Consider the following 13,687-nt stretch of genomic DNA (forward strand, 5'->3'; position numbering starts at 1 on the left):
GAATTGCGGGAGAATGCCCGGGTGAGCGGTGAACACAGGAATCAGAGAGAGCAGAGAGAGCACCGGGACCACCGGGGCGACCACGGCGGCTATCAGGAGCTGGTCGACGAGATCTCGGCGCTCCTCGGGGCGCCCGCGACGCTGGAGAACCGGGACTTCGAGCTGATCGCCTTCGGCGCGTACGACAGCGAGGGCGAGCTCGACGCGTCGGCCCTGGACCCCGTACGGACCCGCTCGATCCTCACGCGCCGCTCCACGACGGCAGTCCGCACCTGGTTCGAGGGCTTCGGCATCACGCGCGCGACGGCGCCCGTGCACATCCCGCCCACCCCCGAGGCGGGCGTGTACCGGGGCCGGATCTGCCTTCCGGTACGCCATCGGGGTGTCGTCCTCGGCTATGTGTGGCTGCTGGAGGACGACCCCGGCCCGTCCGAGGCGCAGCTCTCCGCCGCCATGCAGGTCGCCGCCCGCATCGGCGACCTGCTCGCCGACGAGGCGCAGGCGGGCGCGGACCTCACCCGCGAGCTGCGGGCGGTCCTGACCGCCGAGCGCGGCTGGCAACGGGAGATGGCGGTGGCCGAGCTGCGCACCGCCCTCGGCCCACGCGGCGACGGCCTGCACACGGTGGTGTGCGTCGCCCCCTGGCCGTCCGCCGACCCGGACGACGCCCCTTCGGTCCGTACGGTGCCGGGCGCGACCGCGCTGTGCACGGTGCCGTGGGGGGCCGCCGGCCAGAGCCTGGCCCTCCTCGTGCGGCTGCGCTCGGCGGACGTACTGACTCCGGCACTCACGGCGGCGACACGCTTCGTACGCGAGGGGGAAGGAGAGCGCGGCGGCGGGCAGGGGGCGGGGGCGTCCGGAGCGGCCAAGGCTGCCGGGAGCGCCGCGACTGCCGGGACGACGGTGGCCGCCGGAGTCGCCGGGGCCCGGATGGGCCTCGCCGAGCTGGGGGCCGCCTGGCAGGAGGCGTCCGCCGCCGCCCGCGCCGTCCTCGCGGAGCCCCGCCTGGGCCCGGTCGCCGAGTGGGCCTCCATCGGCCCGTACCGCCTCCTCACGGCTCTGCCCCCGGAGACGGCCCACGACCCCGCCGTCCGCGTCCTCCTCTCCCCCGCGCACCGTGAACTCGCCCGCACCGCCGAGGTGTTCCTCGACTGCGCGGGCCAGGCCGGGCGTACGGCGGCGGAGTTGGGCATCCACCGGCAGACCCTCTACTACCGCCTGTCCCGCGTCGAGCAACTGACCGGCCTGGACCTGGACGACGGCGAGGACCGCCTGCTGCTGCACATGGCGTTGAAGGCGGCGCGACTGTGAGGCCTGTACGCGGCGATCAGCCGTGAGGTGCGCCGTCGAAGCGCTCTCCGCGCGCCCTCACGGGTGAGGGCCGCGACATACCCGTACGGATGGAGGGGGCCACCACCGACGTCGAGTACGGGAAGACGGCGCCGGAACCCTGGCGCGGGGCCCTGCGCCGGTCCTAGCCCGCCACGACCCGTCCGGGCTGTTCGAGCTGTCCGGGCCGGACGAGCAGGTCGCCGATCGTCGCGATGCCTTCCGTGATCGCGCGTTCCCCCACGTCACCGAAGCCCAGGACGAGTCGGGGCGGCGCCGTCGCCCGGTTCGAGCGGCAGGCGCTCATCCCGTACAGGCCGACGGACCGTGCGCGCCCGCTACGGCTACCGGGTCGCGCTGATCGCCGGGCTCACCCTGCTCGGCGCTCCCGCACTGGTCCTGACCGCCTCCGACGGCATGGCGTGGATCGTGACGGTCTGTCTCGTCCGCGGCCTCGGCTTCGCACTCACGCTCGTGGCGGGCGGCGCGCTCACCGCGTCGCTCATCCCGGCCGAGCGGCGCGGGGAGGGCCTCGCGCTGGCGGGCCTGGTCTCCGGAGTGCCGTCGCTGATCGCGCTGCCGCTCGGCGTGTGGCTCGCCGCGCACGTCGGGTACGGGCCGGTCGCCGTGGCCGCGGGCATGGCGGCGCTGGCCGCGATCGTCGCCGTACCGGGCCTGCCGGACCGGGAGCGAACGTCCGGGAAACCGGTGGGGGTGCTGGCCGGGCTGCGCACCGGCGGTCTGATGCGGCCCGGGGCCGTCTTCGCGACCACCGCCCTCGCCGCCGGGATCGTCGTCACGTTCCTGCCGCTGGCGGTCCCGGCCGCGTACGGCACGGTCGTCGCCGTGGCCCTCTTCGTGCAGCCGGCCGCGTCGACCGCGGCCCGTTGGACGGCGGGCCGGTACGGCGACCGGCACGGGCCCGCGCGACTCGTCGTGCCCGGCCTTGTCCTCTCGGCGGGGGGCTTGTTGATCACGGCGGTGACCGGCAGTCCCGTCGCGGTCCTCACCGGTGTCGCGGTCTTCGGCACCGGCTTCGGCATCGCCCAGAACGCCACGCTGGCCCTGATGTACGCGCGGGTCCCGGCCTCCGGATACGGCACCGTCACCGCGCTGTGGAACATCGCGTACGACGGTGGCATGGGCGTCGGCGCGGCGGGTTTCGGCGTGCTGGCCGGGGTGACGGGGTATCCGTCGGCCTTCGCCGTCACCGCCGTACTGATGCTGGTGGCGCTGATCCCGGCGTACCGCGATGCCCGGGCCGATCGCGGGTCCGGCACCCCGCCGACCGGAGTCGTGACCGGGTGACGCTTCTCAGTCCCGCGCCCTGGTCGCGCCCTCGATCACCCGGCGCAGCCCCTCCGTGAGGTCGTCCGCCGTGGCGGCGCTCGCCGGGTCGAAGAGCCACTGCACCATCAGACCGTTGAGCAGCGCCTGGTAGAAGCCGCCGAGGGACTGGACGGTGCGCTCGTCGAGCGTCTCCTCGTCCAGGCCCGTGAGCATCGCGACGAGCCCGGACCGTCCCTCGATCTGTGCCTTCGCCATGAGGTCCCGCAGCTCCGGAACCCGCTCCCCCTGCGTCACGATCTCCATGCTGGCCGCCCAGACGGGCCTGAAGTCCTCGAAGGACTCCAGCATCCGCGCCCACACTTCATGGAACCGCTCCACGGAACCCCCGGGCGTGTCCTCGCGCTCCTGGTGCGGGGCGAACTTCTCGCCCCACTCCTGCACCAGCTCCACGAAGGCCTGCGTCAGCAACGCGTCCTTCGATCCGTAGTGGTAGCCGATGGACGCCAGGTTCGTCCCGGACTCCTTCACGATGTCGCGCGCCGTGGTGCGCACGAACCCCTTCTCCAGCAGGCAGCGCTTGGCGCCTTCGAGCAGATCCTCACGGTGTCCCATGCCGATCAGCGTACCCCGATACAGACAACCGTCCCAGACGCCTGTTTTAAACAAGCGTACTAGACAAGCGTTTAAGACGTCCGTACAGTCGCTGTCATGACGCACTCGAAGCACTCGACGAGCACCACCCCCGCACCCGGCGGAGGCCTCGCCGGCCGCCGCGAATGGACCGCCCTCGGCGTCCTGATGCTTCCGCTGCTCCTGGTCTCGATGGACGTATCTGTCCTCTACTTCGCGATCCCCGCGATCAGCGCGGACCTGGAGCCGAGCGGTACCCAGCAGCTGTGGATCTTCGACATCTACGCGTTCGTGCTCGCCGGCCTGCTGATGACGATGGGCTCGCTCGGCGACCGCATAGGCCGCCGCAAGCTCCTCCTCATCGGCGCCGCCGCCTTCGGCACCGCTTCGGTCATGGCCGCCTACGCGGGCAGCGCCGAGATGCTGATCGCGGCCCGCGCGGTCCTCGGCATCGGCGGCGCCACCCTCATGCCGTCGACGATGGCCATCATCCGCACGATGTTCACCGACCCCGGGCAGCGCGCGAAGGCGATCGGACTGTGGTCCGGCGTCATGACCGGCGGCATCGCGCTCGGTTCGGTGATGAGCGGTGTCCTCGTCCAGTACTTCTGGTGGGGCTCGGTCTTCCTCGTCAACCTGCCCGCGATGGTGCTGCTGCTCGTCCTCGGCCCGATCCTGCTCCCCGAGTCGAAGAACCCGGAACCGGGCCGTTTCGACCTGCTCAGCGTGCCTCTGTCGATGGCCGCCGTGCTGCCCGTCATCTACGGCGTGAAGGAAATCCCCTCCGAGGGCTGGACGTTCGAGTACGGTGCCTCGATCGTCGTCGGTCTCGTCTTCGCCGCGCTCTTCGTCCACCGTCAGCGCACCGCGAAATCCCCGCTGATCTCCCCCGAGTTGTTCCGGTGCCGAGGCTTCGCGCCCGCCGTCGTGCTCAACCTGGTCTCCGCGTTCGGGATGATGGGTTCGGCGTACTTCACCACCCAGTACCTGCAGTCGGTCCTCGGCAAGAGCTCCATGGAGGCCGCCCTGTGGTCGCTGCTGCCGACGGTCCTGGTCGGGGTCGCCGCGCCGGTCGCCGCGCAGCTGGTCCAGAAGGGCGTCCACCGCGCCCACGTCGTCTCCGGCGGCTTCGTCCTCGGCGCGTGCGGCTACGGTCTGCTGGCCCTCACCGGGACCGACTCTCTGTGGCTGGTCCTCGCCGGTGCCGGTGTCCTCGCCTCGGGGATCGTCACCGTGATGTCCCAGATGATGGATCTGGCGCTCGGCACCGTCCCCGTCGGCAACGCGGGCGCCGCGTCCTCCCTCCTGGAGACGGGCGCCGAGTTCGGCGGCGCGCTCGGTATGGCAGTCCTCGGCTCCATCGGTACGGCGGTCTACCGCCACGAGATTCCGTCCGGCGCCCCGGCGCCGGCCCAGGAGACCCTCGGCGGCGCGCTGGCGGTCGCCCACCAGCTGCCGGGCGACACGGGCGCCGCGCTGGTACGGGCCGCGCGGGAGGCGTTCACCAGTGGGATGCAGGCGGCGGCGGTCGCGGGGGCGGTGCTGTTGTTGGGGGCGGCGGTGTTGGCGTCCGCGACGTTGCGGCGAGTGCGGGTACGGGAGATCGAGGCCGAGGCCCCACCCACCACCGAACAGGCTCCCGCCTGACACCGGCCCCACCAGGGCCACACCCTTGGAACCCCGGCTGTGCGCTCCGACGAAGGGGGCGGGGTCCGATCGCGCAGTTCCCCGCGCCCCTGAAAGCCACGACCCCGGCCCGCACCATCCAGCCCGTCCGGCGTTTGAGACGAGGCCGTTCAGGCCGATGGGGGGTTGGGTGCGGAGCTCCCCAAGTAGGGATGGGACGGGTAGGGGCGGCGGGGGCGAGGACAAAGGGGCGGGGCCGTGTCGGTGGGGCGTGTCAGGATGGGCGGCGTGGCACAGACATTCGGTACGCCGTTCATCGGCCGGGACGGCGAACTCGCCCGGCTCACCGGCGTGCTGGACCGCGCCCGCGAAGGCACCCCCCGCGCCGTCGTGGTCTCCGGAGACGCCGGCGTCGGCAAGACCCGCGTCCTGACGGAGGCCGCCGCGCACGCCACCCGCACCGGCATGACGGTGCTCACCGGCCACTGCGTGGACCTCGGCGACGTGGGCCTGCCCTATCTGCCGTTCACGGAGATCCTCGGCGTGCTCGGAGGGGACGAGCGGTTCACCGCCGCCCTCGCGGCGCACCCGGCGGTAGGCCGCCTGCTGGGCGCGGGCGGCGGTGGAACGGACACGGACACCAGCACCCGGCTGCGCCTCTTCGAGGGCGTCGCGGGCCTGCTGGCGGACGCCGCCGACATCACCCCGCTCCTCCTGGTCCTCGAAGACCTCCACTGGGCGGACCAGTCCTCAAGAGACCTCCTGCGCTTCCTCCTCAGCCGAGGTGTCCTGCAGAGTCCGACCCCCGGCTCCCCCACCCACCACCTCGCCCTCTTCGCCTCGTACCGCGCGGACGACCTGCACCGCCGCCACCCCCTGCGCCCCCTGCTCGCCGAGCTGGTCCGGCTCCCCTCCGTGGCCCGGCTCGAACTGCGCCCCATGGCGGACGCCGAAGTGGCCCGCCTGGTGCGCGCCCTGCGGACGGACACCCTCTCCGACACCACCGTCCGCCGTATCGTCGACCGCGCCGAGGGCAACGCCTTCTACGCGGAGGAGCTTCTCGCCGCGCTGCCTGGCGACCTCGACCCGGCGGCGGTCGCCGGGCGGCGCGTCGAGCACGACCTGCTGCGTGACGCCGTACAACTGCCGGAGGACGAGCTGGAGTCGGCGCTGCGGGAGGCCGTGGGACGGCAGCTGCTGGTCCCCGGCGAGGACGCCACGTACTCCTTCCGGCACGCCCTCGCCCGTGAGGCCGTCTACACCGATCTGCTGCCCGGCGAGCGGGTCCGGCTGCACGGCGCGTTCGCCAAGCTCCTCGCCGGGCGCGGTCATACGGCGAAGAGCGCGGCCGAGCGCGCCCACCACTCGCGGGAGAGCCACGACCTCGCGGACGCGCTGACCGCCTCGCTGGAAGCGGCCGACCACGCCCAGCGGGTCGGCGCACCGGCCGAGGAGCTGCACCACGTGGAGGCCGCGCTCGAACTGTGGCCGGCGGTGGACCCCGGCGCCCGCCCCCGGGACGGCGACCCGGTGACGCTCACCCTGCGCGCCTCCGCGGCCGCCGCGCACGCCGGACAGACCCACCGGGCGGTCTCCCTCACCCGCGCCGCACTCGCCAGGGCGGGTTCGGACGCGGACTCGGAGCTCGCCGCCCGCGTCCGCTACACCCTCGCGGGCAATCTGATGCGCGTCGACAGTCTGAAGGCCGCCTTCACCTACAGCAGCGAGGCACTGGCCATGATCCCGGCCGAGCCCCCGTCGTACACCTGGGTGTGGGCGGCGGCCACCCATGTCATGGCCGCTCGGTACATGGGCCACGACGAGGACGCCGAACGCGTCGCCCGGCAGGCGCTGCACACCGCTGAGGAGCTCCGACTCGCCGACGCCCAGGCCGACTTGATCATCTCTCTGGTCGGTCTCGAAGACCGCAACCGGCGTACGGCCGAGGGCCGGGAGCGGCTTCGGCGCGCCCGTGACCTGGCCCGGGGCGCCGGCAATGTCTCCGTCGAGATGCGCGCGCTGTTCAACCTCGCCATCGGGGCTTACGAGTCCGGGGCTCTGGACGAGTGCCTGACCTGGCTCGCCGAGGGACTCGAGCGGGCGAACCGCTCCGGGCTCGCCTCCTCCCCGTACGCGCTGGAGCTGCGCTACCTGCAGTCCCTGATCCTCTACACCCTCGGCCGCTGGGACGAGTGTGCGCGGGCGGCCGCCGTCGACGCCGAACGGCTGCCACCGGCAGGCGGCTTCGCCGTCGGGCCCGCGTTGTACGTATCCCTGGCGCGCGGCGAGGAAGGGGCCACCGAGCGGGCCCGCGCTCTGCTCGGCGGGCCGTTCGACTGGATGGCCACGCTCGTCGCGGGCATCGTGCTGGCCGACGCCGCCGCCCTGCGCGGCGACCCCGAGGGCGCCGTGGCCTCCGTGCGGACGACACTCGCGGCGCTCAGCGAGGGCTCCGGCAGCGGGCGGCCCGACATCGGTGTGCGGCTCGCGGCGCTGGCTCTGTCGGCGGTCGCGGACGCCGCCGTCGAGCTGCGTACGAACGGCGACGGTGCGGGCGCCCTGCGCTGGGCGGACATCGCGACCGAGCTGGTGGAGGTGGCCCGGAGTACGGCCGCCAAGGGGGAGGACGGGTCGCGGCAGGGACCGGAGGGGCTGGCCTGGCTCGCCCGCGCCGAGGCGGAGTGGCTGCGCGCGCGCTCGGGTCCCGATGTGGCCGCCTGGGAGCGGGCCGTCGCCGCGTTCGACTACGGCGATCCCTATGAACTGGCCCGCAGCGAAAGGCGGTTGGCCGAGGCGCTGCTCGTGGCGGACCGTCGGGAGGAGGCCGCCGAGCGGGCCCGCGCGGCGCGCGACACCGCCGTCCGGCTCGGCGCCGTACCGCTGCGCGAGGAGCTGGACACCCTGATCCGGCGCGGTCGTCTCGCCGACGCGCCGTCCGCCGCGGACCGTGTCCCGGCACTGACCGCCCGCGAGAGCGACGTGCTGCGGCTGCTGGCGCGTGGCCGCACCAATCGTCAGATCGGCGAGGAGCTGTTCATCACCGGGAAGACGGCGAGCGTGCACGTCTCCAACATCCTCGCCAAGCTGGGCGCCGCGGGCCGCACGGAGGCCGTGGCCATCGCCTACCGGGAGGGGCTGGTAGAGCCGCCCCCGAACACCCGCGCATGACGAGGGCCCGGTCACCCCAGGTGACCGGGCCCCAGCCTTCGTACAGCGAACGTCAGACGAGGTTCACCGAGCGCGCCGAGGTGGCGCCGATCTCCTCGGCCACGTCGCCCAGCACGTTCTGCGGGACCGTGTCGTCCACGGTGAGGACCGCGAGGGCCTCGCCGCCGGCGGCGGCGCGCGCGACCTGCATGCCGGCGATGTTGATGCCCGCCTCGCCGAGGATGCGGCCGACGGTGCCGACGACGCCGGGACGGTCCTCGTAGCTCAGCACGACCATGTGGTCGGCGAGCGCGAGGTCCACGTCGTACTCGCCGACGGCGACGATCTTCTGCAGGTGCTTGGGGCCGGCCAGCGTGCCGGAGACCGAGACCTCCTGGCCGTCGCCGAGCGTGCCGCGCACGGTGACGACGTTGCGGTGGTCCGGGGACTCGCTCGACGTGGTCAGGCGAACCTCGACGCCACGCTCCTGCGCGAACAGCGGGGCGTTGACGTACGACACCGTCTCGTCGACGACGTCCTCGAACACGCCCTTGAGCGCGGAGAGTTCGAGCACCTTGACGTCGTGCTGGGTGATCTCTCCGTACACCTCGACGTCGAGGCGGACCGCGACCTCGCCCGCGAGGGCGGTGAAGATGCGGCCGAGCTTCTCGGCGAGCGGCAGACCGGGCTTGACGTCCTCGGCGATGACACCGCCCTGCACGTTCACCGCGTCCGGGACGAGCTCACCGGCGAGGGCCAGGCGTACCGAGCGGGCGACGGAGACACCGGCCTTCTCCTGCGCCTCGTCCGTGGAGGCGCCGAGGTGCGGGGTGCAGACGACCTGGTCGAGCTCGAAGAGCGGGGAGTCCGTGCAGGGCTCCTTCGTGTACACGTCGAGGCCGGCGCCGGCGACGCGGCCCTCCTTGAGCGCCGAGTACAGCGCCTCCTCGTCGACGATCCCGCCGCGCGCGGCGTTGACGATCCGCACCGACGGCTTGACCTTGTGCAGCGCCTCGTCGCCGATGAGACCGACCGTCTCGGGGGTCTTGGGCAGGTGCACGGTGATGAAGTCCGAGACCTCGAGCAGCTCGTCGAGGGAGAGGACCTTGACGCCCATCTGCGCGGCCCGGGCAGGCTGGACGTAGGGGTCGTAGGCGACGACCTTCATACCGAACGCGGACATGCGCTGGGCGACCAGCGCGCCGATGCGGCCGAGGCCGACGACACCGAGGGTCTTCTCGGCGAGCTCGACGCCGGTGTACTTCGAGCGCTTCCACTCGCCGTTCTTCAGCGCGGAGTTGGCCTGCGGGATGTGGCGCGCGGTGGCGAGGAGAAGGCCGCAGGCCAGCTCGGCCGCGGTCACGATGTTCGAGGTGGGAGCGTTGACGACCATCACGCCGGCCTTGGTGGCGGCGGAGACGTCGACGTTGTCCAGGCCGACGCCGGCTCGCGCGACGACCTTGAGCTTCTTCGCGGCGGCGACGGCCTCCGCGTCGACCTTGGTGGCCGAACGGATCAGGATCGCGTCGACGTCGGCGATCGCGGGCAGCAGCTCGGCGCGGTCCGCGCCGTTCGTGTGCCGGATCTCGAAGTCCGGGCCCAGGGCTTCGACGGTCGCGGGCGACAGCTCTTCAGCGATGAGTACGACAGGTTTCGAGCTCACGTGAGTCCTCACAAGTCCAATGCGGACGGCCGTCCCGACGGCCGCAGGCGGTGGAGGGTTGTCGCGGCCTCGGGGAAGTTCCGGGCGGCGTGGGGCGCGCCTTCACTTCTTCGGGGTCGCTTGAGCCGCGTGGAAGACGCACGACGCTGTGGGCCTGACGCGTTTGTTGTGCAGCAGTGTAGTGCCGCTACGGGGGCCTTCTTGCGCCTCCGTGGAAGGATCACCCGTCCGTGGCTGGACGGGGTGGACAACGTCGCGCTCACGGGCGTTACCCAGGGTTGACCGAAGGGGCCGGAGCGGATGCTCCGGCCCCTTCGGCCGTACGGCTTACGCCTCGTCGTTGACCCACGACATGAGCTTGCGGAGCTCCTTGCCGGTGGTCTCCAGGAGGCTGTTCTCGTCCTGCGTCTTGTACTCGTTGTACTTCTTCAGACCCGAGTGGTACTCCTCCATCCAGTTCCGGGCGAAGGTGCCGTCCTGGATCTCCGCGAGGACCTTCTTCATCTCGGCCTTGGTGGCGTCGGTGATGATCCGCGGGCCGGTGACGTAGTCGCCCCACTCGGCGGTCTCGGAGACCGACCAGCGCATCTTCTCCAGACCGCCCTCGTACATGAGGTCCACGATCAGCTTCAGCTCGTGCAGGCACTCGAAGTACGCGATCTCCGGCTGGTAGCCGGCCTCGGTCAGCGTCTCGAAGCCCGCCTTCACCAGCGCCGCGGTACCACCGCACAGCACGGCCTGCTCACCGAACAGGTCGGTCTCGGTCTCCTCCGTGAAGGTCGTCTTGATGACGCCCGCACGGGTACCGCCGATGCCCTTGGCGTACGACAGGGCCAGCGGGAACGCGCCGCCCGTCGAGTCCTGCTCCACCGCCGCGATGCAGGGAACACCGCGACCCTCCTCGTACTGGCGGCGCACCAGGTGGCCCGGCCCCTTGGGGGCGACCATGCACACGTCGATGCCGGCCGGGGGCTTGATGAAGCCGAAGCGGATGTTCAGACCGTGGCCGAAGAACAGCGCGTCGCCGTCCTTCAGGTTGTCCTTGATGGACTCCTCGTAGACCTGCGCCTGGATCGGGTCCGGCACCAGGATCATGATGACGTCGGCCTCGGCCGCGGCCTCCGACGGCGTCACCACACGCAGGCCCTGCTCCTCGGCCTTCGCCTTGGACTTGGACCCCTCGTGCAGACCCACGCGGACGTCGACACCCGAATCGCGCAGCGACAGCGCGTGGGCGTGGCCCTGGCTGCCGTAGCCGATGACCGCGACCTTGCGGCCCTGGATGATGGACAGGTCGGCGTCGTCGTCGTAGAACAGCTCGGCCACTGGGGTTCTCCTTGTTTTCCGGTATTGCCGGTGTTGCGTCCCACCGTACGGCGGGCGGGGGGAGGGAAGTTTTCGGGTCTCGGTATACGGGCGGCCGGCGATCACCAACCGCCCCGTACCAAGGATCAGGCTGATCGGTCGAGCGCGCGCAGCGAGCGGTCCGTGATCGAACGCGCCCCGCGTCCGATCGCGATCGTGCCGGACTGGACGAGCTCCTTGATGCCGAACGGCTCCAGCATCTTGAGCATGGCCTCCAGCTTGTCGCTGCCGCCGGTCGCCTCGATGGTGACGGCCTCCGGGGCGACGTCCACGGTCTTGGCGCGGAACAGTTGGACGATCTCGACGATCTGGGAGCGCGTCTCGTTGTCGGCGCGCACCTTCACCAGAACGAGTTCGCGCTGCACCGCCGAGCCGGGTTCCAGCTCGACGATCTTCAGGACGTTGACGAGCTTGTTGAGCTGCTTCGTGACCTGTTCGAGCGGCAGGTCCTCGACATTCACCACGATGGTGATGCGGGAGATGTCGGGGTGCTCGGTGACACCGACGGCGAGCGAGTCGATGTTGAAACCGCGGCGGGAGAACAGGGCGGTGATCCGGGCGAGGACGCCTGGCTTGTTCTCGACGAGGACGGAGAGGGTGTGCTTGGTACTCATGGTTCGGGCTCGGCTCTCTCTCGGTCTCAGTCGTCTTCGTTGTCGCCGAAGTCGGGGCGGACGTCCCGGGCGGCCATGACCTCGTCGTTCGAGGTGCCCGCGGCGACCATCGGCCACACCATCGCGTCCTCGTGAACGATGAAGTCGACCACGACGGGGCGGTCGTTGATCGAGTTCGCCTCTTCGATGACCTTGTCGAGGTCCTCCGGCGACTCACACCTGATCGCGTAGCAGCCCATGGCCTCCGACAGCTTCACGAAGTCGGGGACTCGGGTGCCGGCGCTCGGCTGCTCACGGTCCGCGTCCGGGCCGCTGTGCAGCGCGCTGTTGGAGTAGCGCTGGTTGTAGAAGAGGGTCTGCCACTGGCGGATCATCCCGAGGGCACCGTTGTTGATGATGGCGACCTTGATCGGGATGTTGTTCAGGGCGCAGGTGGTGAGCTCCTGATTGGTCATCTGGAAGCAGCCGTCACCGTCGATCGCCCAGACCGTCCTGTCCGGCTGACCGGCCTTGGCGCCCATCGCGGCCGGGACCGCGTAGCCCATCGTTCCGGCGCCGCCGGAATTCAGCCAGGTGGCGGGCTTCTCGTACTGGATGTAGTGCGCGGCCCACATCTGGTGCTGGCCGACGCCCGCCGCGAAGATGGTGTCCTGCGGGGCGAGCTGCCCGATGCGCTCGATCACCTGCTGCGGCGACAGGGAGCCGTTGTCCGGCTGCTCGTAGCCCAGCGGGTAGGTCTCGCGCCAGCGGTTGAGGTCCCTCCACCATGCGGTGTAGTCGCCGGTGTGCCCCTCGCTGTGCTCCTTCTGCACGGCCTGGACCAGGTCGGCGATGACCTCGCGGGCGTCACCGACGATCGGCACGTCCGCGGCGCGGTTCTTGCCGATCTCGGCCGGGTCGACATCGGCGTGGACGATCTTGGCGTACGGGGCGAAGCTGTCCAGCTTGCCGGTGACGCGGTCGTCGAAGCGGGCTCCGAGGGCGACGATCAGGTCGGCCTTCTGCAGCGCGGTGACGGCGGTGACCGAACCGTGCATGCCCGGCATTCCCACGTGCAGCTCGTGACTGTCGGGGAATGCGCCGAGCGCCATCAGGGTGGTGGTGACGGGCGCTCCGGTGAGTTCCGCGAGGACCTTCAGCTCCGCGGTGGCCCGCGCCTTGACGACGCCGCCGCCGACGTACAGGACGGGCCGCTTGGCCTGGGTGATCAGCTTCGCGGCCTCGCGGATCTGCTTGGCGTGCGGCTTGGTCACCGGGCGGTAGCCGGGCAGGTCCTGGGTGGGCGGCCACTGGAAGGTGGTCTGTGCCTGGAGGGCGTCCTTGGCGATGTCGACCACGACGGGGCCCGGGCGGCCGGTGGAGGCGATGTGGAAGGCCTCCGCGATCGTCCTCGGGATGTCCTCGGCCTTGGTCACCAGGAAGTTGTGCTTGGTGATCGGCATGGTGATGCCGACGATGTCCGCCTCCTGGAAGGCGTCCGTGCCGATCGACTTGGACGCGACCTGCCCGGTGATCGCCACGAGCGGCACCGAGTCCATGTGCGCGTCCGCGATCGGCGTCACCAGGTTGGTGGCACCGGGGCCGCTGGTCGCCATGCAGACGCCGACCTTGCCGGTGGCCTGCGCGTAACCGGTGGCCGCGTGACCCGCGCCCTGCTCGTGCCTCACCAGCACGTGCCGCACGCGCTGGGAGTCCATCAGCGGGTCGTAGGCCGGAAGGATCGCGCCGCCGGGAATGCCGAATACCGTCTCGGCCCCGACCTCCTCAAGCGAGCGGATGAGGGACTGCGCGCCCGTGACGTGCTCGGGGGCGGACTGCTGTCCTCCGGAACGGGGCCGCGGCTGCGGGTGATGGGCCCCGGTGGCCTGCTCGGTCATCGGCATTCTCTTCTCGATGCTGAGGGTTTTTGCGAGTTTTGTGCGGTGTACGACTGGTGCCTGTGCAACAAAAAACCCCTCGTGCCGTGAGGCAAGCGAGGGGAGCGCGCCGGGTGCGGTCGCTGGGTGTTCCGGGTCGGTCCGGT

At 71.4% G+C, this 13,687-nt stretch carries 10 protein-coding genes; 4 read left to right on the forward strand and 6 right to left on the reverse strand.

The window, feature by feature from the left end; translation table 11 throughout:
- Positions 1 to 99: 99 nt before the first annotated feature.
- The gene (locus OG819_RS04600) at positions 100 to 1,311 is read left to right on the forward strand and encodes a helix-turn-helix domain-containing protein (protein ID WP_266652565.1); all 1,212 of its coding nucleotides are present in this window, start codon (positions 100 to 102) and stop codon (positions 1,309 to 1,311) included.
- Between the two features lie 163 nt (positions 1,312 to 1,474).
- On the opposite strand, the gene OG819_RS04605 is transcribed toward OG819_RS04600, so the two are convergent.
- Positions 1,475 to 1,636, reverse strand: a complete 162-nt coding sequence (locus OG819_RS04605) for a hypothetical protein (RefSeq protein WP_266648131.1) — start codon at positions 1,634 to 1,636, stop codon at positions 1,475 to 1,477.
- Between the two features lie 20 nt (positions 1,637 to 1,656).
- Here OG819_RS04605 and OG819_RS04610 point away from each other — a divergent pair, with 20 nt between their 5' ends.
- Complete coding sequence (locus OG819_RS04610; protein ID WP_266648132.1) at positions 1,657 to 2,637, forward strand: MFS transporter; 981 nt, start codon at positions 1,657 to 1,659, stop codon at positions 2,635 to 2,637.
- A 6-nt stretch (positions 2,638 to 2,643) separates the two neighbouring features.
- Here the strand turns inward: OG819_RS04610 and OG819_RS04615 are convergent, their stop codons facing one another.
- Entirely contained in the window at positions 2,644 to 3,231 is a 588-nt protein-coding gene (locus OG819_RS04615; protein ID WP_266628923.1) for a TetR/AcrR family transcriptional regulator, read from the reverse strand.
- Between the two features lie 96 nt (positions 3,232 to 3,327).
- Between OG819_RS04615 and OG819_RS04620 the strand changes: the two genes are divergently transcribed.
- Both OG819_RS04620 and OG819_RS04625 read left to right on the forward strand, forming a co-directional pair.
- Positions 3,328 to 4,896 carry an MFS transporter gene (locus OG819_RS04620; protein WP_266648134.1) on the forward strand — a complete coding sequence of 523 codons (1,569 nt, stop codon included), beginning with the start codon at positions 3,328 to 3,330 and terminating at the stop codon, positions 4,894 to 4,896.
- 267 nt (positions 4,897 to 5,163) lie between these two features.
- Positions 5,164 to 8,043, forward strand: a complete 2,880-nt coding sequence (locus OG819_RS04625) for a helix-turn-helix transcriptional regulator (protein ID WP_266648136.1) — start codon at positions 5,164 to 5,166, stop codon at positions 8,041 to 8,043.
- A gap of 52 nt (positions 8,044 to 8,095) precedes the next feature.
- Here the strand turns inward: OG819_RS04625 and serA are convergent, their stop codons facing one another.
- The 4 genes from serA to OG819_RS04645 all read right to left on the reverse strand — a co-directional run bounded on the left by serA (position 8,096) and on the right by OG819_RS04645 (position 13,547).
- Positions 8,096 to 9,685, reverse strand: coding sequence for a phosphoglycerate dehydrogenase (serA, locus tag OG819_RS04630; RefSeq protein ID WP_266628919.1), 1,590 nt, complete (start codon positions 9,683 to 9,685; stop codon positions 8,096 to 8,098).
- Positions 9,686 to 10,012: 327 nt separating this feature from the next.
- Entirely contained in the window at positions 10,013 to 11,011 is a 999-nt protein-coding gene (gene ilvC / locus OG819_RS04635; RefSeq protein ID WP_266628917.1) for a ketol-acid reductoisomerase, read from the reverse strand.
- Between the two features lie 125 nt (positions 11,012 to 11,136).
- Positions 11,137 to 11,664: an acetolactate synthase small subunit gene (ilvN, locus tag OG819_RS04640; RefSeq protein ID WP_266628915.1), complete on the reverse strand. Its 528-nt coding sequence runs from the start codon at positions 11,662 to 11,664 to the stop codon at positions 11,137 to 11,139.
- Positions 11,665 to 11,690: 26 nt separating this feature from the next.
- Positions 11,691 to 13,547: an acetolactate synthase large subunit gene (locus OG819_RS04645; protein WP_266628913.1), complete on the reverse strand. Its 1,857-nt coding sequence runs from the start codon at positions 13,545 to 13,547 to the stop codon at positions 11,691 to 11,693.
- Positions 13,548 to 13,687 lie beyond the last annotated feature (140 nt).

The organism is Streptomyces sp. NBC_01549 (genome assembly GCF_026339955.1).
Taxonomy (GTDB): domain Bacteria; phylum Actinomycetota; class Actinomycetes; order Streptomycetales; family Streptomycetaceae; genus Streptomyces.